Below are 22,852 nucleotides of genomic sequence, written 5' to 3' on the forward strand. Positions count from 1 at the left end.
ACGTACAGGTAACAAAAAGGTTTCATAAGTCCCACAATTTTTCACATTGATTCTAGTTTGATAGAGGGTGGATTTATCCACGGCCATCTCTCATAATAAAGAGAGAAGGGAAGTGGTCATGGTGAGAGTTTTATTCGTATGCACAGGAAACACATGCCGCAGTCCAATGGCGGAAGTCGTTTTGAAGAATAAAGACGTTAATATTGAAGCAAAATCAGCAGGCGTTTTTGCAGCAAATGGCGCTCCAGCTAGTCGACAGGTAGAGATCCTGTTTGAGGAAAAGAATGTTCCGTTCAATCATACGGCTCAAATGCTTGATCGACAGCTTGCAGAGTGGGGAGACATTGTTCTGACGATGACAAGTAGTCACAAAGCACTCGTTCTAAGAGATTTCCCAGAGCTTGCTGAGAACGTCTATACATTGAAAGAATTTGCAGTCGGTGAAGATGAAGAGAAATACAATACGTATCAGCAAAAAGCGGCTGAAGTTGAAATGAAGCGTGCGGCTTTCTTACATGATATTACGAGCTTCGAAGGCGAAGCAGAGCAAACGAAGCGTGAACAATTTGAGGCAGAGCTCAAGAAGGATCTTGAAGAACTACAGTTACTTGAGCAACAGCTTCCTTCATTGGATATTTCCGATCCATTCGGTGGTACGATCGAACAGTATCGGGAAACATATGCTGAAATTGAAGCGGCAATTGAACGAATGATTGAACGAGTAAATCAAGATAACGGTATGGAGGAATAATTATGCGAGTAGCAATTGGAGCAGATCATGCTGGTGTTAATATTAAAGAAGACATTGTTCATGTGATTAAAGAACTTGGGATGGACGTTATAGATCTAGGGTGTGATTGCAATGATTCAGTCGATTACCCGGATTACGCCATTCCCGTTGCTGAAAAAGTGGCTTCTGGTGAAGCGGACCGTGGGATTTTGATCTGTGGCACAGGCATCGGAATGTCGATTGCCGCTAACAAAGTGAGCGGAATTCGCTGCGCACTTGTTCATGATCTTTTCAGTGCGAAAGCAACGAGACTTCACAACGACTCTAACGTGCTTGCCATGGGTGAGCGTATTATCGGACCTGGGCTTGCTTCAGAAATCGCAAAGGTGTGGCTAGAAACCGAGTATGAAGCTGGGCGTCATGCTAAACGTGTTAGTAAAATAACAGAGTATGAAGCAAGAGCATAAGGAGGCGTTACGTATGGAGGAGCAAGTGCGTCATCTCGCGCAACATACGCTTGAAGCACTACAGGATCTTCAAGTGGATGCGCGACTTTCGAATCGTCACTTACTTGTAATAGGAATGAGTTCAAGTGAAGTCATAGGTGAGCGTATTGGAACAGCTGGTACAACTTCTGCTGCAGAGGTCATCTACGAAAGTGTTCACTCCTTTCAGAAGGAAACGGGTGTTCAACTTGCGTTTCAATGCTGTGAGCATTTAAATCGTGCCCTTGTTGTAGAACGTGAGACAGCATACGCGAAAGGCTATGATATTGTAGCGGCTGTTCCAACGATGCGAGCAGGTGGCTCCATGGCGACGCTTGCGTATTCACAAATGAGTGATCCTGTCCTAGTAGAGTTCATTTCTGCTGATGCCGGAATCGATATCGGTGATACGTTTATTGGTATGCACATTAGGCACGTAGCAGTACCTGTAAGGAGCAGACATAAGTCAATTGGACATGCCCATTTAACGATGGCGCGATCAAGGCCAAAGTTAATAGGTGGAGAACGAGCGTCGTATCTTGGGAAAAATGAGCACTGTTTTTAGACTCAAAACCGAACGATAATTTAGTCAATTAATTTAATATACGGTTCCGTACTTCTATGGTACAATGCAAACTAGATTGAATCACTCCTGTTCGTGCAAACGAATGGAAATTTGTGTGGGATGGAAAGGGGATATCAATGCAAAACCTAGCAAAGCAGGATCAAGAACTTTTACAGGCAATGAAAGACGAGCTTGGTAGACAGCGCAGCAAGATTGAACTAATCGCATCAGAGAACTTTGTGTCACAAGCCGTTATGGAGGCTCAAGGGTCAGTTCTAACAAACAAATATGCGGAAGGCTATCCTGGCCGTCGTTATTATGGTGGCTGTGAATATGTCGATGTCGCAGAAAATATTGCAAGAGATCGCGCGAAGCAGTTATTTGGCGCAGATCATGTGAACGTTCAGCCTCACTCAGGTGCACAGGCGAATATGGCTGTTTATTTCACGATCCTTGAGCAGGGAGATACTGTTCTAGGAATGAACCTTTCACACGGCGGACATCTCACACACGGAAGCCCAGTTAACTTCAGTGGCGTCCAGTATAACTTCGTTGAGTATGGCGTAGACAAAGACTCCGAGCGTATTAACTACGATGATGTTCTGGAAAAAGCAAAAACACATCGTCCGAAATTAATTGTAGCTGGAGCTAGCGCCTATCCACGTGAAATCGATTTTAAACGATTCCGTGAAATTGCAGATGAAGTAGATGCTTACTTAATGGTCGATATGGCGCATATTGCAGGTCTAGTAGCAACAGGACATCATCCTAACCCTGTCCCATATGCAGACTTTGTTACAACAACAACACACAAAACGCTCCGTGGCCCTCGTGGAGGAATGATCCTCTGTAAAGAAGAGTATGCGAAGAAAATTGATAAGTCGATCTTCCCTGGTATCCAGGGTGGACCACTCATGCACGTTATCGCTGCTAAAGCAGTAGCATTCGGTGAAGCACTTTCTGATGAGTTTAAAGCTTATTCTGAGGAAGTCATTTCTAACGCAAGAAAGCTAGCTTCAGCTCTTGAAAAAGAAGGCATCAACCTTGTATCAAATGGTACGGATAACCATCTTGTGCTTCTAAATCTACAGAGCCTTGATATTACAGGTAAAGTAGCTGAAAAAGCTCTTGATGATATTGGGATTACAACAAACAAGAATACCATTCCATTTGATCTACAAAGTCCATTTGTCACAAGCGGTCTGAGGATTGGAACAGCAGCCGTGACATCTCGTGGTTTTGGAGAAGCAGAAATGGTAGAAATCGCAAGCATCATCGGCGATGTACTAAAAGACCTCGAAAACGAAGATGTTCTTAAAAAAGCAGAAGAGCGTGTTCAAGCACTGACTGATAAGTTTCCAATGTATGAGGAACTAACTTATTAAATAGATTTTTTCTAGACTGTTTTCAACATTGATGTTATAAAGTGGTTGATTTCCGCTCCAGGATGCTCGCTTTCCGCGGGGCGGGCGGTGAGCCTCCTCGTCGCTAACGCTCCTGTGGGGTCTCACCTGTCCCGCTAGTCCCGCAGGAGTCGAGCATCCTTCCGCTCCAATCAGCTATGTGTGGCTTTTTATACAAAACCTTCAAGAATAACATCATTTTTAGTTAAATAGTTTCTAAAGCCGGAAGAACACAAACTTCCGGCTTTTTTATAGGGCTATTGGAAGCTTTTAAGCAAGGAGCATAATTGTGAATATTTCATCATCTTATAAAACCTTGAACCGAAGCGTATTTTTCTGTAAAATTGCGAAGAAGATTTGTGAACGAAAACAACTTGAAAAGGGGAGTGCATACGATGGGTAAAGTATACGTGTTCGATCATCCATTGATTCAGCATAAGCTTACATACATTCGTGACGAGAAAACAGGAACGAAAGAATTCCGTGAACTTGTTGATGAAGTAGCTGCACTAATGGCTTATGAAATTACAAGAGAGCTTCCAACTGAAGAAGTAATGGTGAAAACACCAGTAACAGAAGCAAAATCGAAAGTACTTTCTGGTAAGAAGCTTGGACTTGTACCAATCCTTAGAGCGGGTCTTGGTATGACAGACGGCATTCTGAAGCTAATCCCAGCTGCAAAAGTAGGGCATGTTGGCCTTTACCGTGATCCTGAAACACTCCAGCCAGTTGAATACTACGTAAAGCTTCCACCTGATATCGAAGAGCGTGAATTCATCGTAATTGATCCAATGCTCGCAACTGGTGGGTCTGCTGTTGAAGCGATCAACTCCCTTAAGAAGCGCGGAGCAAAGAACATTAAGATGATGTGCCTTATTGCGGCACCTGAAGGCGTTGAGCTTCTAAATGAAGCGCACCCTGATGTTGATATTTACATCGCAGGTCTTGATGAGAAACTGAACGAAAAAGGATATATTGTTCCTGGTCTTGGTGATGCCGGTGACCGTCTATATGGAACGAAGTAAAAAATAAAGAATTAAGAGCCTCCCCTATTTCATATTGGTGGAGGCTTTTAGTGTTGATTCATCTCTAATCGGATGTTGTTATTGAAATTTAAAACCACACTTAGCTGATTGGAGCGGAAGGAGGCTCACCGCCCGCACCAAGGAAAGCGAGCATCCTGGAGCGGAAATCAACAGCACTATTATTTTTTTGATAAGAGCTTATTACTTAAAGGAAGAGCGGATTTTGTCGGATGACTGTAAATGTGAAAGAATAGTGACAATATTCGATACGATAAAACAGGGAATCATTCCCTGTTTTTGAATAATAAATCAAGTCAGCTCTTGAAAGCGCTACTATGCCTTGTGATGCTGGGTTTTATGAATTAAATTCTATTTGTGAATTTGATCACACCATTTCCCCCAAACACATTGACATGAACAAGACCCTATTGTAGACTTACAAAGGGTATAGTGATAAGGTTTTCATTTGCTCTACATAACCTTTCAAACGACTTACCTTTTTAGAAAAGGGGCGCTTAATTTGAAGGCGATGGCAATCTATACAACGATCCTTTCTTACTTAGTTGGATCAATTCTTACCGGAGTATTTCTTGGTAAATGGATAGACAGCCTTTTCGACACCTTTCCACTTTTTCTAGTCATTGGGCTTTTACTTGGTCTAGGTGGTGGGATATATGGTTTGGTACGTCTTCTACATAAGTTTACAGGGGAAGATTAGATGACAGAATACACTCAAAGTTTCCGCCGCTACATGCAATTTACCCTGTATTTGCTCGCCATTTTCGTAATGGGTTGGGGAATTACCTCATATAAAGCATTATTCCTCGGGTTAATTCTTGGCACAATTTTCAGCATTTACAACCTATTCAACATGTTCCGAAAGATCAACCGTCTTGGTGAAGCAGCTGCTGAAGGTAAAAAGGCGAAGTCACTCGGTTTTCTAACGAGACTAGCCGTTGCAGGACTAGCAGTCGCAATCGCAACAAGATATCCGGAACACTTCAACTTGCTAGGTGTGGTAATTGGGTTAATGATCACCTACATTATCATTCTCATAGATTCAATATCCAAAATACGCTTTAAGTAGGAAGAGAGGTGAAAAGCTGTTGGAACATCATGCACCTATACATGAATTCCTGGGAATTAGTTTCAATCTTTCCAATGTACTTATGATTACAATTGCTTCTGCTATTGTTTTTATTCTTGCTGTTGTATCAACTCGCACATTAGCGATGCGTCCTACTGGATTGCAGAACTTTATTGAGTGGGTGATGGACTTTGTCAAAGGTCTTATTGGAAGCACGATGGATTGGAAAACTGGTGGACGCTTCCTGTTTCTTGGGATGACGTTACTCATGTACATCTTTGTATCAAATATGCTTGGTCTTCCATTCGCCATTGCAATCGATTCAGAACTATGGTGGAAGTCTCCAACTGCAGATCCGACAATCACGCTAACCTTAGCAACGATGGTCGTGGTTCTTACACACTATTACGGTGTGAAAATGAAAGGACCTAAGGAATATGGAAAAGGATTTTTCAGTCCTCTTAAATTCTTATTCCCGTTTAAGTTAATTGAGGAGTTCTCCAATACATTAACACTTGGTCTACGTCTTTACGGAAACATTTACGCCGGTGAAATTCTGCTTGGACTTCTCGCAGGACTTGGTGGCGCATCATTCGCTGGAGCGCTTGGAGCCTTTCTTCCTATGCTCGCATGGCAAGGATTCAGTATCTTTGTCGGTACAATTCAGGCGTTTATCTTTACAATGCTTACAATGGTTTACATGGCACACAAAGTGGCAGACGACCATTAAAACAAGGTATCAATGAGTTTTCATTATATAAAAAACTATTTTATGAATTATAAGGAGGAAGTTTAGCATGGGTTTAATTGCAGCTGCAATTGCAGTAGGTTTAGCGGCAGTAGGTGCCGGAATTGGTAACGGTCTTATCGTAGGACGTACAGTAGAGGGAATCGCTCGTCAACCAGAACTTCGCGGAACTCTTCAAACAACAATGTTTATCGGTATCGCACTAGTTGAAGCATTGCCGATCATCGGTGTTGTTATTGCCTTCATCGTACTTGGTCAATAATTAAAGAACTTTATAGTAATTTTGGATCGTTTCATGATGGCGAAGAAAGTTTCGAAATGAAACCTTCGCCATTCGTTTTGTATGACCTCTGAAGGGAGTGAACACGGTGTTCAATAGTTTAATTCTAGGAGCAGGATTTGCTGCGGGAGATATCATTTATCAGCTTTTCGCATTTATTGTCCTTCTTGCGCTACTTAAGAAGTTTGCATGGGGACCTTTAATGGGCATTATGAAGGATCGCGAGCAGCATATTGCTAACGAAATCGACTCAGCTGAAAAGAATCGTAAAGAAGCTGAAGCATTCTTGAATGAGCAGCGCGAAGAAATGAAGCGTGTTCGTCAGGAAGCGAAAGCTATGCTTGAGAACCAGAAACAAATGGCTGACCAAAAAGGTCAAGAATTGATCGAAGCGGCTCGCCTTGAATCTGAACGTTTGAAAGAAGCTGCTACAGCTGAAATTAAACGCGAACGTGAAAGTGCAGTTGCATCACTGCGTGAGCAGGTTGCATCATTATCAGTCATGATCGCTTCAAAAGTTGTCGAGAAGGAACTTGATGAGCGTGCTCAAAAGCAGCTTATCGATGAGTACCTTGATCAGGCAGGCGATCAGAAATGAGCAGAGATCTTGAAGTAATCGCAAAACGTTATGCCGGTGCCCTTTTTGACATCGCTCGTGAGAACGATAACGTCGAGCAAGTCAAGAATGAACTGGTCGTTGTGAAAGAAGTTTTTAACCAAACGCCAGACTTAATGAACGTGTTTGAGCATCCAAAATTCACAACAGCACAGAAAAAAGAGCTAATCCAAACAAGCTTTGGAGCAACTCTTTCAACGTCTGTTATGAACACGCTTCTTACACTGATCGAACGAAAGCGTGTTGCAATCGTCTTCGATCTTGTCAGTCAATTTGAAAGGTTCGCTTATGAACAACAGCAAACAGCAGCAGCGAAAGTATTCTCTGTGAAGCCTTTGAGTGAAGAGGAGCAGACGAAGATTTCTGCAGTTTTTGCGAAGCGAGTAGGCAAAACAACGCTTCGGATCGAGAATGTGATCGATCCTACTTTAATCGGTGGGATTAAAGTCCGTATCGGCAATCGCATTTTTGATGGAAGCATTAGCGGTAAACTTAAACGCATGGAACGAGAATTAGTTTCAGCGAAGAGCTAGAAGATAGGGGTGAATATGCATGAGCATCAATGCTGAAGAAATCAGTGCGCTGATAAAGCAGCAAATCGCAAATTATCAAACTGATATTAAAGTTGATGATGTTGGTACCGTTATCCAGATTGGTGATGGTATTGCTCGTGCCCACGGTCTCGATAACGTGATGGCAGGAGAGCTTGTTGAATTTTCAAACGGTGTTATGGGTATGGCTCAGAACCTTGAGGAGAGCAACGTAGGTATCATTATCCTTGGACCATACACTGAAATTCGTGAAGGTGACGAAGTTCGTCGTACTGGTCGTATCATGGAGGTTCCAGTCGGTGAAGAGCTTCTTGGCCGTGTTGTTAACCCTCTTGGACAACCTGTTGATGGACAGGGTCCACTTGGAACAACGAAAACTCGTCCGATCGAAAGCCCAGCACCAGGGGTTATGGATCGTAAATCAGTACATGAGCCACTTCAAACAGGAATCAAAGCAATTGACTCACTTATTCCAATCGGACGTGGACAGCGTGAGCTAATCATCGGTGACCGTCAGACTGGTAAGACTTCAATTGCAATCGATACAATCCTGAACCAAAAAGACGAAGATATGATCTGTATCTACGTTGCAATTGGTCAGAAAGAATCAACGGTACGTGGCGTTGTTGAAACGCTTCGTAAGCAGGGTGCACTTGATTACACAATCGTTGTAACAGCCGGCGCATCTCAGCCTTCTCCACTTCTTTTCCTTGCACCATATGCTGGTGTAACAATGGGTGAAGAATTCATGTATAACGGCAAGCACGTTCTTGTTGTATACGATGATTTAACAAAGCAGGCATCTGCTTACCGTGAACTTTCCCTACTACTTCGTCGTCCTCCAGGTCGTGAAGCATATCCAGGGGATGTATTCTATCTTCACTCACGTCTTCTTGAGCGTGCAGCGAAGCTTAGTGATGCAAAAGGAGCAGGTTCACTAACTGCCCTTCCGTTTATCGAAACACAAGCTGGTGACGTATCAGCTTATATCCCAACTAACGTAATCTCCATCACTGATGGACAGATCTTCCTTCAGTCTGATCTCTTCTTCTCGGGTGTACGTCCAGCGGTTAACGCAGGTCTTTCCGTATCCCGTGTAGGTGGTTCCGCTCAGATTAAAGCGATGAAGAAAGTTGCGGGTACACTACGTCTTGACCTTGCATCATACCGTGAGCTAGAAGCATTTGCTCAGTTCGGATCTGACCTTGATAAAGCAACTCAAGCGAAGCTGAACCGTGGTGCTCGTACGGTTGAAGTTCTTAAGCAAGGACTAAACAAGCCGCTTTCTGTTGAGAAGCAGGTTGCAATTCTTTACGCACTAACTCGTGGATTCCTTGATGATATCCCAGTTGGAGATATTCAGCGTTTTGAATCTGAAATGATGACATGGATCGAACATAATAAGAAAGAAATTTTCAATACAATTCGTGAAACAAAAGCTCTTCCTGACGAAAAAGAATTCAACGGTGCAATCGAAGAATTCAAAAAGAGCTTCGCAGTATCTGAATAAGAGGGATGCGGCGGAAACGCCGCGGCCAGCTTAAAAGGTGGTGAAATGAGTGGCATCTTTACGCGATATTAAGTCGAGAATTACATCGACTAAGAAAACAAAGCAGATTACAAAAGCGATGCAGATGGTATCAGCTGCGAAATTGAACCGTGCTGAAATGAATGCGAAGTCATTCGTTCCATACATGGAGAAAATTCAAGAGGTTGTTGGAAGCATCGCCAATGGATCAAGCGGCGTACGTCATCCGATGCTAGAAAGCCGTGATGTGAAGAAAACGGGCTACGTGGTAATCACGTCTGACCGTGGACTTGCAGGGGCATATAACAGCTCGGTGCTACGTCATGTATACAGAACAATTAATGAACGTCATAACTCAACTGATGAGTACGCGATTATCGTTGCTGGTAAAGTTGGACTTTCCTTCTTTAAGAAGCGCGGAATGCCTGTAGTTGAAAGCATCGTTGGTCTTTCTGATCAGCCTGCCTTCGCAGACATTAAAGACATTGCCTCTCGAACAGTTGGAATGTTTGAAGATGGAGCTTTTGACGAGCTATATCTTTATTACAACCACTACGTAAGTGCCATTCAGCAGGATCTAACGGAGAAGAAGCTTCTTCCGTTAACCGATATTGAGACAGGTGGAAGTAAGTCACTCGCAAGCTACGAGTACGAGCCATCAGAAGAAGAAATTCTTGAAGTTCTCCTTCCTCAATATGCTGAAAGCTTGATCTACGGAGCGCTTCTTGATGCGAAAGCAGCAGAGCACGCATCCCGTATGACAGCGATGAGAAGTGCGACTGACAATGCAGACGACCTTATCGGCAACCTTACACTTTCTTACAACCGTGCACGTCAAGCGGCTATCACTCAAGAGTTAACGGAGATTGTTAGTGGAGCGGCAGCACTAGAATAATAACGAAAAGCGAAGGGGACTGTCTGGTCCCGAAAAGCGCTGGAGGCTTTTCGAATGAATACGTTCTTTGTATTCAATCGAAAAGGTGAAGCGATCGAGGGTCCAGGAGCCGTAGCTAGACACGAAAAGCGGAACGAGCCCGTTTAAATCCGCAGGTTGTTGGAAGCCATGAGAATGAGACGGTTTATGTCTCAATCGAATGGGTGAAACAGCCAGAGGATTTGGCTTGTGTAGCTAGACAATACGACGATAAACCATAAATGCTTTTTGAAAGTTTTACTTTCAAAGGCAGCTTAAAGCAAGTTAGGAGGGAACAGGATGAACAAGGGATACATTACCCAGGTTATGGGTCCGGTTGTAGACGTTAAGTTTGAGAGCGGCAAGCTCCCTGAAATCTACAACGCCCTTAAAGTTAACTATACAGCGCAAACTGGTGCCGAAGAGAGCATCGAGTTGACGCTTGAAGTCGCGCTTCACCTAGGCGATAACTCTGTTCGTACCGTAGCAATGGGTTCAACAGACGGTCTTGTACGTGGAGTTGAAGCTCTTGATGCAGGCGCACCAATCTCCGTTCCAGTTGGGGATATCACACTAGGACGCGTATTCAACGTTCTTGGTGAGAAAATTGACCTTGATGAAGAGCTTGGCGAAGTTCGCCGCGATCCGATTCACCGTCTTGCACCAGTATTTGATGAACTTTCAACAACTACTGAAATTCTTGAAACAGGAATCAAAGTTGTAGATCTTCTTGCACCATACGTTAAAGGTGGTAAGATCGGTCTCTTCGGTGGTGCCGGTGTAGGTAAAACGGTACTTATCCAGGAACTGATCAACAACATCGCACAAGAGCACGGCGGTATTTCTGTATTCGCTGGTGTTGGTGAACGTACGCGTGAAGGTAATGACCTTTACTACGAGATGAAAGATTCTGGCGTTATTACGAAAACAGCAATGGTATTTGGTCAGATGAACGAACCACCAGGCGCACGTATGCGTGTTGCTTTGACTGGTCTTACAATGGCAGAATACTTCCGTGATGAGCAAGGACAAGACGTTCTTCTCTTCATCGATAACATTTACCGCTTTACACAAGCAGGTTCTGAGGTATCAGCATTGCTTGGACGTATGCCATCAGCAGTAGGTTACCAACCTACACTTGCGACAGAGATGGGTCAGCTTCAAGAGCGTATCACTTCAACTAATAAAGGTTCTGTTACTTCAATTCAGGCAATCTATGTACCAGCCGATGACTATACTGACCCGGCTCCGGCTACAACGTTTGCTCACCTTGATGCAACAACGAACCTTGAACGTAAATTATCTGAGCAAGGTATCTACCCTGCGGTGGATCCACTTGCTTCAACTTCCCGTGCGCTTTCTCCTGAAATCGTTGGTGAAGAGCATTACAACATTGCGCGTGAAGTGCAACAAACACTTCAGCGTTACAAAGAGCTTCAAGATATCATCGCGATTCTTGGTATGGATGAGCTTTCTGACGAAGATAAGCTAACTGTTTCTCGCGCTCGTCGCATTCAGTTCTTCCTTTCTCAGAACTTCCACGTTGCTGAACAGTTCACTGGTCAGGCTGGATCTTACGTACCAGTTAAAGAAACCATCAAAGGATTCAAAGAAATTCTTGATGGCAAACACGATGACATTCCAGAGGACGCATTCCGTCTTGTTGGAACAATTGAAGAAGTAGTAGAAAAAGCGAAACAAATGGCGTAATAAGGAAAAGCGAAGGCGACCGCCTGGGTCCGACAAGCGCTGGAGCCTTTTCGAATGAACACGTTCTTTGTGTTCAATCGAAAAGGTGAAGCGACTCGAGGACCCGGGAGCCGTAGCTGGACAATGAAAAGCGGAATGGGCCTGATTAAATCCGCAGGATGTTGGAGGCCATGAGAATGAGACGCTTTATGTCTCAATCGAAGGGGTGAAATGAAACAGCCGGAGGATTTGGCCCATGCAGCTAGATCATAGTAGGGCGGAGACCCATTAGGTCTTCTGCTCCCACTTTTGCTATTTGGGCGATAAGCCAACTTTTTCTAATTATGATCACCACACCCAGGGAGGGGTACAATGAATACATTGGATGTCAGTGTAGTCACCCCTGACGGCCCGGTATACGAAGGGGAAGCTGAATTGGTCAGCGTAAAAGCAAAGAGCGGTGAGCTCGGTATTTTACCTGGACACATTCCGCTTGTTGCCCCTCTTACCATCAATGCAGTCCGTTTCAAAAATGGAGCAGACACGCATGTACTGGCCGTTAGCGGTGGGTTTGTTGAAGTAAGACCAAAGCAGGTAACGATCCTTGCTGAGTCTGCTGAGATTCCTTCTGAAATTGACGTGGAACGCGCACGTGCTGCAAAGGAACGAGCAGAACAACGCTTGAATCAAGCGAAGCAGGATAACGTTGATTTCAGACGTGCTGAGCTAGCGCTCAAGCGTGCAATCAACCGCCTGGATTTGGCAGGTAAATAAAAAGCATCAGAGGTGCAAACCTCTGATGCTTTTTTGTTGTTTCATTTCTAAAGATAGGTGTTTTGAGAAAGTTTTTTATAAGGCTCTTTTCGGAGAGATTGTTGATATAAAGCGAATGATTTCCGCTCCAGGAGGCTCACCTGTCCCGCTAATCCCTCAGGAGTCGAGCATCCTTCCGCTCCAATCAGCTAAGTGTAACCTCTCATACGAAAAATTCTTTTAAAAGCAAAAATCTTTTAGAAAAGAGCCTTTTATAAAGAAGCTCACCGTTCACACTGCGGAAAGAGAGCATACCAGAGTGGAAATTAACTACTACTCTTATCGCAACAATGTTTATAAAGATCATTTTGATTTGTCAATGTGCATCATGTCGACATATCAAGTAACTTATTAATTGTTTTCCAATTGCGAACCGTTGCTTTGGAATCGACTTTATTTAGCTTAGTGGTTATCTTAGCATTGCGAATACTGTCATAGAAAAGAAGATATACGTCCCTACCATGTACATGAAAGTCCTCTTTCTCAAAGGTAAAAGACGATAAAGTTTTAATTGCTTCTTCGGAAGGATATTCAGATAAAAGCGCGACATATAAGCTTTCCCCTGCAGAAGAGGCTTCTGCTTTAGAAAGCTGTTCTTTACTGAATGGACAGCAATCTCTTATTTCCTCTACCTCTTTAGCAGTTCTTAAGATAACCGGTACCGTTAAGTCAAATGTCTTTTTGATTTGCTCTTCTATTTGTTGGCTTAAATCCTCTTCTGTTTGATCTGATTCAAACAATAAATTCCCGCTCTGAATATAGGTTTTTACGTTCATAAGGTTCATTTCTTCAAGCATTGCTCTTAAATCAGCCATTTTTATTTTATTCTTACCACCTACATTGATTCCTCTTAAAAATCCAATGTAACTCGTCAACGAGGCATTCCTCCCTTTTCCAAAAGATTATTGTTTTTGAAAGAATTGTTGTATAAAGAACCAAATATAGCTGATTGGAGCGGAAATCTCCCTCACTCTTATAGAAACAATGTTTACGAAAACAGCCTTCTAAAAAACATCATTCGCTCTTATAAGGTGAAGGTCCTTTAACGGTTAGAGATAATCTTCTTCTGTAATAATCTTCATTTGTTTTTGATCATATACTTCATTCCATTTCTCGTTAGGGTGGAGAATACTGCTTTGCTCCAAATAATCAGACGGATACCGATCGAGTAGTTCCACTAAATAAGTTCGAATGGATTGAATGTCTTTTTCTGAAAGGATTTCAGTATCGCTAAGTTCGTTTCGTTTCATGACAAATAAATCTTTTTCTTCAGTTGTTGCCTGTTTTTTAAAATATCCCCACATATGCTCTAGTGTTGTCCGCATACCTTTTCTAGTGTAAGGAAGTTTTAGCGTGTCCTTCAACAGTTCGTAAACACCTAGAAGCTGTTCATTTGTATGTGCATTTTTTAATGCATTGCTAACGTTTTTGTAATGCTCGTACCCTTTTGCCATAACAGCATATTTATTACGAGCCCACAGTTTTTCAGTTAATGTACGGATTCTTTTATCTGACATGAAACCACCTCTGCTCGAAATTTTAAAAAAACTTCCAAAGAAAAGCAAGAATAAGGTAAGAGATGTTGAATTAGTATACAAGACTAGCATATTTAGCAGCACGATGAGAGGAGTGACCTTCATGGGTGAATCGCTTAACGTGTACCAGAATAGTTACCTCTTTGTCATTATGTTTCTTATCCTTGGCCTTCTACTTCCAGCTATTGCTCTAACTGCTGGGAGATTCCTTCGCCCTTCAAAGCCAACCGCAGAAAAACAAACAACCTATGAAAGCGGCATTGAGCCGTTCCACCAAAGCTGGATTCAGTATAATGTCCGATATTATTTATTCGGATTGTTATTTGTCATTTTCGATGTCGAAACCGTTTTCTTGTACCCGTGGGCAGTTGCCTATCAGAAACTCGGTTTCTTTGCATTTATTGAAATGATGCTCTTCATCATCATGCTCTTTATTGGCTTACTATACGCATGGAAGAAGAAGGTGTTGAAATGGATCTAAATTTAGAAAACATTACACCAGAAGAATACGAAGAAATGAAGCAAAATGTCTTCCTAGCAACGCTCGAGAATGTAAAAGCATGGGCGAGGAGTAACTCCCTCTGGCCACTTACTTTTGGACTTGCTTGTTGTGCCATAGAAATGATGGGTTCAGGAGCGTCGCATTATGATTTGGACCGATTCGGAACGTTTTTCCGTACATCCCCAAGGCAGTCTGACGTCATGATTGTATCAGGAACCGTTACGAAGAAAATGGCTCCAGTTCTAAAGCGTCTATACGATCAAATGCCTGAACCAAAGTGGGTCATTGCAATGGGATCCTGTGCAACAGCAGGGGGACCATATATCAATTCATATGCGGTGGTAAAAGGGGTCGATCAAATCGTACCCGTCGATGTTTACATTCCAGGCTGCCCTCCGAATCCAGCTGCCCTTATCTACGGAATAAATAAATTGCAGGAAAAAATTCGCTACGAAGCACGAACTGGAAAGCGGGTGACCAATCGATGACCGATGGAAAGACACCTGAAGAGATAGCTGAAGAAAAACGGAAAGCCGTTGAAGAAGCAAAACAAAAAGCGGCTGAGTTAAGAAAAGAGAGAGAAGCAAAGAAAGCTGCAGAAGCAAACACGGACGGAGATCTTGAGAAAAAGAAGGCTGTTGCAGCGGCAAAAGCAAAAGCGGCTGCGATTCGAGAGAAAAAAGAACTTGAGCAAAACGGTGCGGAAAAAGAAACCTTAGAACCATCTGGAGAAGAGGATCTAGATCTCGCCAAAAAGAAAGCCGTTGCAGCAGCCAAGGCGAAAGCGGCTGCACTTCGAAAGAAAAAAGAGCTCGAGTCTAACTCAGCCACCGAGTTAAAAAAGGAAAGCGAGGAACCTACCGGAGAAGAGGATCTGGATCTCGCTAAAAAGAAAGCCGTTGCAGCGGCCAAGGCAAAAGCGGCTGCGCTCAAGAAAAAGAAGGAATCAGGTGAGGTAGTTTATGATGACAAAGCGAAAGCGGCTGCAGCAGCAAAGGCAAAGGCCGCTGCATTAAAAAAGAAATCAGAAAAAGAGACTGGCGATGACGAAAAATCAAAGGCAATCGCCATTGCGAAGGCAAAAGCAAAAGCGAAAGCAGCTGCAGCTGCTAAGGCGAAAGGGTCTAAGCCCGTAGAACCTGTTATTGAAGAAGAGAAGCCGTCGTCAAACCAGCCAGCTCTAGACAGATATGTTCAGATCATTCGAGAGAACCTGGGTGAAGACCTACTAGAGGATGCGTATATCAATAGACTCTCAAAACATGTTCCAACTCTTGTTGCGAGAAAAGAGACTTATCTAAAGATCGCTCAGTTTCTTAAATACAACGAGCTCCTAGCTTTTGATTATCTTTCTGAAACACACGGAACAGATTTTGAAACGCACATGGAGATCTATAACCATCTTTATTCCTATCAGAATAATCAAAGTGTTGCCTTGAAGGTAAAGCTTGATCGGAACGAACCTGTCATTGATTCGCTAACTTCGCTTTGGGAGGGAGCAAACTGGCCTGAACGAGAAGGCTATGATTTGCTTGGTATTACTTTCCTAGGACACCCGAACTTAACGCGAATCATGATGCCAGATGATTGGGTTGGGCATCCGCTCAGAAAAGACTATGAACCTTATGATGTGGAGGTGTAGCGATGATTCGTACTGAGGAAATGCTTTTGAATGTTGGACCGCAGCATCCCAGTACACACGGCGTGTTTCGCATCGTCCTGAAAATAGACGGAGAGATCATTAAGGAAGCAACGCCTGTCATAGGTTACCTTCACAGGGGAACAGAGAAGATTGCTGAGAATCTTCAATATACGCAAATCATCCCTTATACAGACAGGATGGACTACCTTGCAGCTATGACGAACAACTACATTCTCTGCCATGCCGTTGAGACGATGATGGCGATGGAGATTCCAGAACGGGCCGAATATTTACGTGTGATTGTCATGGAGCTTGGAAGAGTTGCGAGTCACCTTGTCTGGTTTGGAACATACCTGCTTGATATTGGTGCGATGAGTCCGTTTCTTTACGCATTTCGTGAGCGGGAAGCGATTATCAATCTATTAACAGAGATCTCAGGTGGTAGATTGACGTTTAACTATATGCGCGTTGGCGGTGTGAAGTGGGATGCCCCTGAGGGTTGGATTGATAAAGTCAGAGAGTTCGTTCCATATATGAGGGAGCAGCTTGCAGGCTACCATGATCTTGTCACGGGTAATGAAATTTTCATGGCGAGAATTAAAGGGGTTGGAGCGTACTCTAAAGAAAAAGCGCTAACTTACTCCTTAAGTGGGGCTAATCTTCGTTGTACAGGTGTGAAATGGGACCTCAGGAAAAATGAATCATATTCGATTTATGATCGATTTGACTTCGACGTTCCCGTATTCCATGAAGGAGACGCATTGGCGCGCTATAACTGTCGAATGGCTGAAATCGAAGAGGCGTTAAAAATTGTTGAGCAAGCAGTTGAGCAGTTTCCGGAGGAAGGGGCATTCATGGCAAAAGTGCCAAGAATCATTAAGCCACCTCCTGGTGAAACGTACGTCAGGATTGAATCGCCGCGTGGGGAAATTGGCTGTTACATTGCATCGAAAGGGAAGAAAGAGCCTTACCGCTTAAAGTTTCGTCGTCCATCTTTTTATAATCTGCAAATTCTTCCTGAGCTTCTTGAAGGGGAGAATATCTCGAACTTGATTGCCATTCTTGGAGGCATTGATATTGTGCTTGGAGAGGTGGATGGCTGATGATCCAAAACATGCTTGAATCCACACCTAGCTACGTACAAACCGGTGGATTTTTCCTTGTAAGTGCAGCGATGCTGATGGTCGTCCTTGGGTTTGTCACCTATGCGATTCTTGCTGAGCGGAAAGTGCTTGGATTTATGCAACTACGGCATGGACCCAACCGAGTTGGAGGTAGGTTTGGGCTACTGCAAACCGTTGCAGATGTCCTTAAACTACTTCTAAAGGAAGATACGATCCCACGTGATGCGGATCGACCGTTATTTATCATCGCGCCGGTTATCGCTTTTGCACCGGCATTTATCGTTATTGCAGTCCTACCACTAACAGAGCGAATTTCATTTGCGAACATTGGGGTTGGCTTGCTTTACTACATTGCGATATCTGGTATTACTACGATCGGGATACTAGCTGGCGGGTGGGCATCGAACAATAAATACGCACTTCTTGGAAGTATGCGTTCAGCAGCACAAATGATTTCTTATGAAATACCGCTTGTTATGAGCGTGATTGGTATCGTTCTTCTCACAGGCTCCCTTAATTTAAATGACATTATTGCAGAGCAACAAGCAGTTGCATTTCTATTTAAACAGCCGCTTGCATTCTTAATCTTTCTTATTGCGTCGGTAGCCGAATTGAACCGAACGCCATTTGATTTGCCTGAAGCTGAATCGGAGCTTGTTGCGGGATACCATGTAGAGTACTCAGGGTTCCGCTGGGCATTCTTTATGCTTGCCGAGTACGTTTATCTTTTTGCAATGGCATCGCTTACAACGATTCTTTTTCTCGGCGGATGGCAGGCGATTCCATATTTAACGTTTATTCCAGGTGCGATTTGGTTTGGTCTTAAGTTCATATCGATCGTGTTTGTCATGATCTGGATCAGAGCAACGTTTCCAAGACTTCGAGCTGATCAGCTCATGTCATTTGGATGGAAAGTCCTGCTACCACTTGCACTATTAAATATTTTTCTCACGACCATTGTCATCGAACTATTTCGATCATTCTAGATAAGGGAGGAAGCACAACATGCGTGGACTTGCAAAAGGCTTAGCTTACACCCTCAAAAACATGACAAAAGAAAAAGTGACGTATGCATATCCAGATCAACCACTCGAATTGCCTGATCGATTTAGGGGCATTCAGAAGTTCTATCCTGAGAAATGCATTGTTTGTAATCAGTGTGTCGCTATTTGCCCAACTGACTGCATCAGTCTAACGGGAAAGCCTCACCCTGATCCGAATAAAAAGGGGAAAATCATTGAAACGTACGATATTAATTTTGAGATCTGTATACTGTGCGATCTTTGCACAGAGGTGTGTCCGACTGAAGCAATCATCATGACAAACAATTTTGAGCTCGCTGAATTTAGTCGTGATGAACTTTTTAAGAACTTGGAATGGTTAGACGAAAATGATACAAACCTCAGGAAGGAAAATAAAGTATGACCGGTGAGCTGCTAGTCTTTATCATACTTTTTCTTGTGACAATAACCGGTGGACTTCTCATGCTTAACCTTACAAAAGTGATTCATATGGTGATGGCGCTTGTCCTAACGTTTCTGGGTATTGCAGGGCTTTACATTATGCTGTCAGCTGAATTTGTAGCGGTCGTTCAAATCTTAATCTACTCCGGTGCCATCACCATCATTATGCTGTTTGGAATCATGCTCACAAAGCATACAGAAGCAGAGCCGAAGACAGGATGGGCAAAGAAAGGAGTCGTGTTCACAGGTATCGTGCTTTTCTTTCTCATTATGTTTAAAGGTATTCGAACCATCTCGCTTGGTCCACAGGCGGAAACACTTCATGAGAATAACACAGAACAAATAGGCATCATGCTGTTCACGGATTATGTGATTCCTTTTGAACTAGTTTCGGTTGTTCTACTCGTCGCATTAGTTGGAGCGGTTGTGCTTGCTAAGAAAGACGAGGAGGATGAGAAGGAAGGTGAGCAATCATGAGTTCAGTTCCACTTTCTGCTTTTCTCGTAACAGCACTGCTTCTTTTTTGTATGGGACTCTACGGGGCTTTAACAAAGCGCAATGCCGTGATTGTTCTCATCTCAATCGAATTGATGCTAAACGCAGTGAATCTAAACCTTGTCGCATTTGCTAAATACGGTGTTGGGGCATCGATTCGTGGCCAGGTGTTCTCCCTTTTTACCATTACAGTTGCTGCAGCTGAAGCCGCTGTTGGTCTTGCCATTCTAATTGCGCTCTATCGTAACAGGGCAACCGTTAACGTTGATGAAATGAACACACTTAAAAAGTAGCGAAGGGGGCATAAAAGTGGACTACGTCTTTCTCATACCAATGTTGCCACTTCTATCGTTTCTCATCATTCTGTTCACAAGGCCCATTTACAAAAAAGCTGGAATCGTCGGTACCCTGTTTACAGGAGCTGCATTCCTTTGTTCACTTATCGTCCTTTTCAGCCATTTTGCGGAAGGCAATTATATAGTTGAAGCGAATTGGTTCTCTCTTGATACGGTGATCATTACGGTTGGTCTCGAGGTAAATCCGCTTAACGCCCTCATGCTCGTGATCGTCACCCTTGTCAGTTTTCTCGTACATATTTATTCAATGGGCTATATGGCGAATGACGAGCGATATGCAACGTTTTTCAGCTATCTTGGGCTCTTCACTTTCTCTATGACAGGGCTTGTCCTTTCGCCAAATCTTCTACAGTTGTACATGTTTTGGGAGCTAGTAGGAGTTTGCTCATTCCTTTTAGTTGGCTTTTACTTCTATAAACCTGAAGCAAAAGCAGCTGCCAAAAAGGCGTTTATCATGACGCGAATTGGAGATATTGGACTTCTCGTCGCGATTTTTCTATTGTTCTGGCAAACAGGAAGCTTTGAGTTAGACGTCATTTTTGAAGCGGCACAAGCGGGAGATATTGCCCCATCACTCATAACGCTTATCGCTATTCTCATTTTTGTTGGTGCCGTTGGAAAATCGGGGCAATTCCCGCTTCATACATGGCTACCTGACGCGATGGAAGGCCCAACACCCGTATCCGCTCTCATCCATGCAGCAACGATGGTTGCGGCAGGTGTGTACCTCGTCGCCGTTACGTATCCACTTTTCTCAGTTTCGGAAGTAGCGATGACGACAGTCGCTGTAACGGGTGGTTTTACAGCGATCTTTGCAGCGACAATCGCGCTGGTGCAGACGGATATTAAGCGGATTCTTGCATACTCAACCGTCAGCCAGCTTGGTTATATGATGCTAGCACTTGGTGCTGCAGGATACACAGCAGGGGTCTTTCACCTCACAACGCATGCCTTTTTTAAAGCGCTGCTTTTCCTTGCAGCGGGGAGTGTTATTCACGCGGTTCATGAGCAGAATATCTTTAAAATGGGCGGACTAAGTAAGAAATTACCCATAACAGCAACTCTATTCTTAATTGCAAGTCTATCCATTTCTGGTTTTCCTTTACTTGCAGGATTTTTTAGTAAAGACGAAATTCTTGCTACTACCTACGGAGATGGTCGATACGTACTATTTGCGATCGGTCTGATTACCGCTTTTCTAACGGCTTTCTATATGTTCCGTCTCTATTTCCTTGTTTTTTCAGGGAACAGTTCCACGGAAGCGCGTGAATCACCCAGTGTTATGTTGATTCCAATGATGGTTCTAGGGGCCCTTGCCATTGTTGGAGGCTACATCCAAACGAATTGGTTCGGAACCTTCCTCGGTGACTGGCTTGAAACAACGCCTTATTCGATCACATTTGTTCATCACGAAGCGCCATTCTGGCTTCCAATACTAGCGAGTGTCCTTTCAATCGGGGGGATTGCTCTAGCGTGGATGATGTATGTGAGGAAGACGACTTCTATTAAGGAATCCAATGAGCGAACTGGGCTACACGAGCTTCTCTATCGAAAGTATTACGTAGATGAGCTGTATCAAGTGGTCTTTGTAAAAGGTAGCCGAGTGATCGCGTATTTTTGGATGTATGTTGACCGATTCATTATTGAAGGGGGAGCGGCTGTTATTACCGGAGCAGTCAAACGATTTGGGCAAGCGGGAGTGAAGCTGCAGTCCGGTCAGGTGCAGACGTACGGTACGGTTGCTTTCTCAGGTCTAGTCCTTGTTCTCCTTTTAATTGCTGTATTAGGGGGGTATTTCTAATGAATGATTCTTTTCTATTGACGATCCTCATTCTCTCCCCGCTATTAGGGATTGTGCTACTTAGTATAATGCCAGGTGATCATCGGTTTATTAATTATATGGGCGTGCTGGGCACGGTTCTGCCACTTGGACTTACATTGATTGTGTTTTCCCTGTTTGATCGGAGTCTATCAGGTGTGCAGTTTAAGGAGTATCACCAATGGTTTGAGCTCATGACATCCATTAGTCCAAACGAACCTTACACAGTTGCATATGATCTCGGGGTAACGGGACTTTCTGTTTTGTTTCTCATGCTAGCTTCACTCATTACCTTTCTTGCATCCCTTACAGCGCTTCGGATAAAGGAAAGCGCGAAAGGATTTTACATTCTGTTCTTACTTCTTGAGGTTGGAATACTCGGTGTGTTTGCTAGTGAAAACTTGTTTCTCTTTTTCTTGTTTTTTGAAATAACGCTTGTATCGATGTTTCTACTCGTTGGGAAGTGGGGAGGATTTAATCGAGAAAAAGCCGCTTTCTCTTTCCTAATCTACAATGGAATTGGATCCATTCTTCTTCTCATTGTGATTATTGTTCTCTTCGTTGAAATGAGAACGACCAATATCACTGAATTAACAATGCTATTAAAAGATACGGATTCACTCGAATTTTTATCCGGAAGCACAAGAACGTGGCTATTTGTTCTATTGCTTATTGCTTTTGGTATTAAGCTTCCAATTGTTCCTTTTCACACTTGGATGGTGCGTGTCCATGTGGAAGCACCCATTGCAGTTGTCATGATTCACGCGGGCGTCTTATTAAAAATAGGTGCTTATGGTTTAATTCGATTCGGAGTAGGGTTCTTCCCAGAGCAGTTAAAGGAAATGGCTGTTGCTCTAGCGATACTAGGCGTTATAAATCTCCTTTATGGGGCGTTCATTGCGCTAGTTCAAACTGAGCTTAGATCCGTGCTTGCCTATTCCTCGATTTCACATATGGGCATTGTATTACTTGGTGTTGCATCCTTTAATACGGCTGGGCTACAGGGAGCGGTTTTCCAGACGATATCACACGGCTTAATTGCGGCGCTTCTCTTCTTACTTGTCGGTGTGCTTATTAATCGCTTTCAGACAACCAAGCTTGAAGAGCTTGGCGGGGTAGCAAGTCAGACTCCATTATTTGCAGGTTTTCTTCTCGCTGCAGGTCTAGCTTCACTTGGACTTCCCGGAATGAGCGGTTTTATTAGTGAATTTCTAGCCTTTCTAGGATTGTTTGAAGCAATGCCTGTTATTGGTGCTGTCGGGGTTCTGGGACTTATTTTAACGGCAGTCTATATGCTTCGAGCAGTTCTTGCCGTCACGTTTGGTGAGAGACGAACACTCTTCGACAATAATAGAGACTTAACGGCTGTTGAACTTGTCCCATCGGCCATTTTACTTAGTATCATCATTTGGATTGGTGTATATCCTCAAGTGCTATCCAATACACTTCAACTCGCGCGCACACTTGGGATAGGAGGTTAACG

Annotated in this window: 27 protein-coding genes; 25 read left to right on the forward strand and 2 right to left on the reverse strand. The window is 43.5% G+C overall.

The window, feature by feature from the left end; genetic code table 11:
* The first annotated feature begins 118 nt into the window (after positions 1–118).
* The 15 genes from FBF83_RS08330 to FBF83_RS08405 all read left to right on the forward strand — a co-directional run bounded on the left by FBF83_RS08330 (position 119) and on the right by FBF83_RS08405 (position 12,394).
* Positions 119–751, forward strand: coding sequence for a low molecular weight protein arginine phosphatase (locus tag FBF83_RS08330; protein WP_136946702.1), 633 nt, complete (start codon positions 119–121; stop codon positions 749–751).
* 2 nt (positions 752–753) lie between these two features.
* Positions 754–1,197 carry a ribose 5-phosphate isomerase B gene (gene rpiB / locus FBF83_RS08335; protein WP_136946703.1) on the forward strand — a complete coding sequence of 148 codons (444 nt, stop codon included), beginning with the start codon at positions 754–756 and terminating at the stop codon, positions 1,195–1,197.
* A gap of 13 nt (positions 1,198–1,210) precedes the next feature.
* On the forward strand, positions 1,211–1,780 hold the full coding sequence (locus FBF83_RS08340; RefSeq protein WP_136946704.1) for a TIGR01440 family protein: 570 nt from the start codon (positions 1,211–1,213) through the stop codon (positions 1,778–1,780).
* A 137-nt stretch (positions 1,781–1,917) separates the two neighbouring features.
* Complete coding sequence (glyA, locus tag FBF83_RS08345; RefSeq protein WP_136946705.1) at positions 1,918–3,165, forward strand: serine hydroxymethyltransferase; 1,248 nt, start codon at positions 1,918–1,920, stop codon at positions 3,163–3,165.
* A 413-nt stretch (positions 3,166–3,578) separates the two neighbouring features.
* Entirely contained in the window at positions 3,579–4,208 is a 630-nt protein-coding gene (gene upp, locus FBF83_RS08355; RefSeq protein WP_048311360.1) for a uracil phosphoribosyltransferase, read from the forward strand.
* 529 nt (positions 4,209–4,737) lie between these two features.
* A complete protein-coding gene (locus FBF83_RS08360) occupies positions 4,738–4,926 on the forward strand; it encodes an AtpZ/AtpI family protein (protein ID WP_136947152.1) in 189 nt (62 codons plus the stop codon).
* Positions 4,927–5,295: an ATP synthase subunit I gene (locus FBF83_RS08365; protein ID WP_136946706.1), complete on the forward strand. Its 369-nt coding sequence runs from the start codon at positions 4,927–4,929 to the stop codon at positions 5,293–5,295. It abuts the gene before it with no gap.
* Positions 5,296–5,314: 19 nt separating this feature from the next.
* Entirely contained in the window at positions 5,315–6,025 is a 711-nt protein-coding gene (gene atpB, locus FBF83_RS08370; protein ID WP_136946707.1) for a F0F1 ATP synthase subunit A, read from the forward strand.
* Between the two features lie 67 nt (positions 6,026–6,092).
* Positions 6,093–6,305 carry a F0F1 ATP synthase subunit C gene (gene atpE, locus FBF83_RS08375; protein WP_121681967.1) on the forward strand — a complete coding sequence of 71 codons (213 nt, stop codon included), beginning with the start codon at positions 6,093–6,095 and terminating at the stop codon, positions 6,303–6,305.
* A 106-nt stretch (positions 6,306–6,411) separates the two neighbouring features.
* Positions 6,412–6,921, forward strand: coding sequence for a F0F1 ATP synthase subunit B (atpF, locus tag FBF83_RS08380; protein WP_136946708.1), 510 nt, complete (start codon positions 6,412–6,414; stop codon positions 6,919–6,921).
* Positions 6,918–7,472, forward strand: a complete 555-nt coding sequence (locus FBF83_RS08385) for a F0F1 ATP synthase subunit delta (protein WP_136946709.1) — start codon at positions 6,918–6,920, stop codon at positions 7,470–7,472. Before atpF ends, FBF83_RS08385 begins: the two co-directional genes overlap by 4 nt.
* Before the next feature lie 19 nt (positions 7,473–7,491).
* Complete coding sequence (gene atpA, locus FBF83_RS08390) at positions 7,492–9,000, forward strand: F0F1 ATP synthase subunit alpha (RefSeq protein ID WP_136946710.1); 1,509 nt, start codon at positions 7,492–7,494, stop codon at positions 8,998–9,000.
* Between the two features lie 49 nt (positions 9,001–9,049).
* Positions 9,050–9,913 carry a F0F1 ATP synthase subunit gamma gene (locus tag FBF83_RS08395; protein WP_136946711.1) on the forward strand — a complete coding sequence of 288 codons (864 nt, stop codon included), beginning with the start codon at positions 9,050–9,052 and terminating at the stop codon, positions 9,911–9,913.
* Positions 9,914–10,231: 318 nt separating this feature from the next.
* A complete protein-coding gene (atpD, locus tag FBF83_RS08400) occupies positions 10,232–11,641 on the forward strand; it encodes a F0F1 ATP synthase subunit beta (RefSeq protein ID WP_136946712.1) in 1,410 nt (469 codons plus the stop codon).
* A gap of 351 nt (positions 11,642–11,992) precedes the next feature.
* Complete coding sequence (locus tag FBF83_RS08405) at positions 11,993–12,394, forward strand: F0F1 ATP synthase subunit epsilon (protein WP_136946713.1); 402 nt, start codon at positions 11,993–11,995, stop codon at positions 12,392–12,394.
* Positions 12,395–12,759: 365 nt separating this feature from the next.
* Here the strand turns inward: FBF83_RS08405 and FBF83_RS08410 are convergent, their stop codons facing one another.
* Both FBF83_RS08410 and FBF83_RS08415 read right to left on the reverse strand, forming a co-directional pair.
* Entirely contained in the window at positions 12,760–13,308 is a 549-nt protein-coding gene (locus FBF83_RS08410) for a DUF1697 domain-containing protein (protein WP_136946714.1), read from the reverse strand.
* A gap of 174 nt (positions 13,309–13,482) precedes the next feature.
* Entirely contained in the window at positions 13,483–13,950 is a 468-nt protein-coding gene (locus FBF83_RS08415) for a DUF1722 domain-containing protein (protein ID WP_169525259.1), read from the reverse strand.
* A gap of 121 nt (positions 13,951–14,071) precedes the next feature.
* On the opposite strand from FBF83_RS08415, the gene FBF83_RS08420 reads away from it, so the two are divergent.
* From FBF83_RS08420 to FBF83_RS08465, 10 genes are read left to right on the forward strand one after another with little or no spacing between them, the layout of a single operon-like run.
* Positions 14,072–14,449, forward strand: coding sequence for an NADH-quinone oxidoreductase subunit A (locus tag FBF83_RS08420; protein ID WP_136946716.1), 378 nt, complete (start codon positions 14,072–14,074; stop codon positions 14,447–14,449).
* Positions 14,440–14,958 carry a NuoB/complex I 20 kDa subunit family protein gene (locus FBF83_RS08425; RefSeq protein WP_048311373.1) on the forward strand — a complete coding sequence of 173 codons (519 nt, stop codon included), beginning with the start codon at positions 14,440–14,442 and terminating at the stop codon, positions 14,956–14,958. The genes FBF83_RS08420 and FBF83_RS08425 overlap by 10 nt, the downstream gene beginning before the upstream one ends.
* Entirely contained in the window at positions 14,955–16,112 is a 1,158-nt protein-coding gene (locus tag FBF83_RS08430; protein WP_136946717.1) for an NADH-quinone oxidoreductase subunit C, read from the forward strand. Before FBF83_RS08425 ends, FBF83_RS08430 begins: the two co-directional genes overlap by 4 nt.
* Positions 16,113–16,114: 2 nt before the next feature.
* Positions 16,115–17,215, forward strand: a complete 1,101-nt coding sequence (locus tag FBF83_RS08435) for an NADH-quinone oxidoreductase subunit D (RefSeq protein ID WP_136946718.1) — start codon at positions 16,115–16,117, stop codon at positions 17,213–17,215.
* On the forward strand, positions 17,215–18,222 hold the full coding sequence (gene nuoH / locus FBF83_RS08440; protein ID WP_136946719.1) for an NADH-quinone oxidoreductase subunit NuoH: 1,008 nt from the start codon (positions 17,215–17,217) through the stop codon (positions 18,220–18,222). Before FBF83_RS08435 ends, nuoH begins: the two co-directional genes overlap by 1 nt.
* A gap of 19 nt (positions 18,223–18,241) precedes the next feature.
* The gene (gene nuoI / locus FBF83_RS08445) at positions 18,242–18,661 is read left to right on the forward strand and encodes an NADH-quinone oxidoreductase subunit NuoI (protein WP_136946720.1); all 420 of its coding nucleotides are present in this window, start codon (positions 18,242–18,244) and stop codon (positions 18,659–18,661) included.
* Positions 18,658–19,176 (forward strand): NADH-quinone oxidoreductase subunit J, encoded by a 519-nt coding sequence (locus FBF83_RS08450; RefSeq protein WP_136946721.1) that lies wholly within the window; start codon positions 18,658–18,660, stop codon positions 19,174–19,176. Before nuoI ends, FBF83_RS08450 begins: the two co-directional genes overlap by 4 nt.
* Positions 19,173–19,487: an NADH-quinone oxidoreductase subunit NuoK gene (gene nuoK / locus FBF83_RS08455; RefSeq protein ID WP_136946722.1), complete on the forward strand. Its 315-nt coding sequence runs from the start codon at positions 19,173–19,175 to the stop codon at positions 19,485–19,487. Before FBF83_RS08450 ends, nuoK begins: the two co-directional genes overlap by 4 nt.
* A 16-nt stretch (positions 19,488–19,503) precedes the next feature.
* Complete coding sequence (gene nuoL / locus FBF83_RS08460) at positions 19,504–21,351, forward strand: NADH-quinone oxidoreductase subunit L (protein WP_136946723.1); 1,848 nt, start codon at positions 19,504–19,506, stop codon at positions 21,349–21,351.
* Positions 21,351–22,850 (forward strand): complex I subunit 4 family protein, encoded by a 1,500-nt coding sequence (locus tag FBF83_RS08465; RefSeq protein ID WP_136946724.1) that lies wholly within the window; start codon positions 21,351–21,353, stop codon positions 22,848–22,850. The genes nuoL and FBF83_RS08465 overlap by 1 nt, the downstream gene beginning before the upstream one ends.
* Positions 22,851–22,852: the final 2 nt, after the last annotated feature.

Source organism: Guptibacillus hwajinpoensis (assembly GCF_005144865.1).
Classification (GTDB): Bacteria; Bacillota; Bacilli; order Bacillales; family Guptibacillaceae; genus Guptibacillus; species Guptibacillus hwajinpoensis_A.

Excerpts from the sequence above, each read along its gene's own strand:
- FBF83_RS08330 (WP_136946702.1), top strand. The coding sequence starts at position 119 with ATGGTGAGAGTTTTATTCGTATGCACAGGAAACACATGCCGCAGTCCA.
- rpiB (WP_136946703.1), top strand. The coding sequence starts at position 754 with ATGCGAGTAGCAATTGGAGCAGATCATGCTGGTGTTAATATTAAAGAA.
- FBF83_RS08340 (WP_136946704.1), top strand. The coding sequence starts at position 1,211 with ATGGAGGAGCAAGTGCGTCATCTCGCGCAACATACGCTTGAAGCACTA.
- glyA (WP_136946705.1), top strand. The coding sequence starts at position 1,918 with ATGCAAAACCTAGCAAAGCAGGATCAAGAACTTTTACAGGCAATGAAA.
- upp (WP_048311360.1), top strand. The coding sequence starts at position 3,579 with ATGGGTAAAGTATACGTGTTCGATCATCCATTGATTCAGCATAAGCTT.
- FBF83_RS08360 (WP_136947152.1), top strand. The coding sequence starts at position 4,738 with ATGGCAATCTATACAACGATCCTTTCTTACTTAGTTGGATCAATTCTT.
- FBF83_RS08365 (WP_136946706.1), top strand. The coding sequence starts at position 4,927 with ATGACAGAATACACTCAAAGTTTCCGCCGCTACATGCAATTTACCCTG.
- atpE (WP_121681967.1), top strand. The coding sequence starts at position 6,093 with ATGGGTTTAATTGCAGCTGCAATTGCAGTAGGTTTAGCGGCAGTAGGT.
- FBF83_RS08385 (WP_136946709.1), top strand. The coding sequence starts at position 6,918 with ATGAGCAGAGATCTTGAAGTAATCGCAAAACGTTATGCCGGTGCCCTT.
- atpA (WP_136946710.1), top strand. The coding sequence starts at position 7,492 with ATGAGCATCAATGCTGAAGAAATCAGTGCGCTGATAAAGCAGCAAATC.
- atpD (WP_136946712.1), top strand. The coding sequence starts at position 10,232 with ATGAACAAGGGATACATTACCCAGGTTATGGGTCCGGTTGTAGACGTT.
- FBF83_RS08405 (WP_136946713.1), top strand. The coding sequence starts at position 11,993 with ATGAATACATTGGATGTCAGTGTAGTCACCCCTGACGGCCCGGTATAC.
- FBF83_RS08415 (WP_169525259.1), bottom strand. The coding sequence starts at position 13,950 with ATGTCAGATAAAAGAATCCGTACATTAACTGAAAAACTGTGGGCTCGT.
- FBF83_RS08420 (WP_136946716.1), top strand. The coding sequence starts at position 14,072 with ATGGGTGAATCGCTTAACGTGTACCAGAATAGTTACCTCTTTGTCATT.
- FBF83_RS08425 (WP_048311373.1), top strand. The coding sequence starts at position 14,440 with ATGGATCTAAATTTAGAAAACATTACACCAGAAGAATACGAAGAAATG.
- FBF83_RS08430 (WP_136946717.1), top strand. The coding sequence starts at position 14,955 with ATGACCGATGGAAAGACACCTGAAGAGATAGCTGAAGAAAAACGGAAA.
- FBF83_RS08435 (WP_136946718.1), top strand. The coding sequence starts at position 16,115 with ATGATTCGTACTGAGGAAATGCTTTTGAATGTTGGACCGCAGCATCCC.
- nuoH (WP_136946719.1), top strand. The coding sequence starts at position 17,215 with ATGATCCAAAACATGCTTGAATCCACACCTAGCTACGTACAAACCGGT.
- nuoI (WP_136946720.1), top strand. The coding sequence starts at position 18,242 with ATGCGTGGACTTGCAAAAGGCTTAGCTTACACCCTCAAAAACATGACA.
- FBF83_RS08450 (WP_136946721.1), top strand. The coding sequence starts at position 18,658 with ATGACCGGTGAGCTGCTAGTCTTTATCATACTTTTTCTTGTGACAATA.
- nuoK (WP_136946722.1), top strand. The coding sequence starts at position 19,173 with ATGAGTTCAGTTCCACTTTCTGCTTTTCTCGTAACAGCACTGCTTCTT.
- FBF83_RS08465 (WP_136946724.1), top strand. The coding sequence starts at position 21,351 with ATGAATGATTCTTTTCTATTGACGATCCTCATTCTCTCCCCGCTATTA.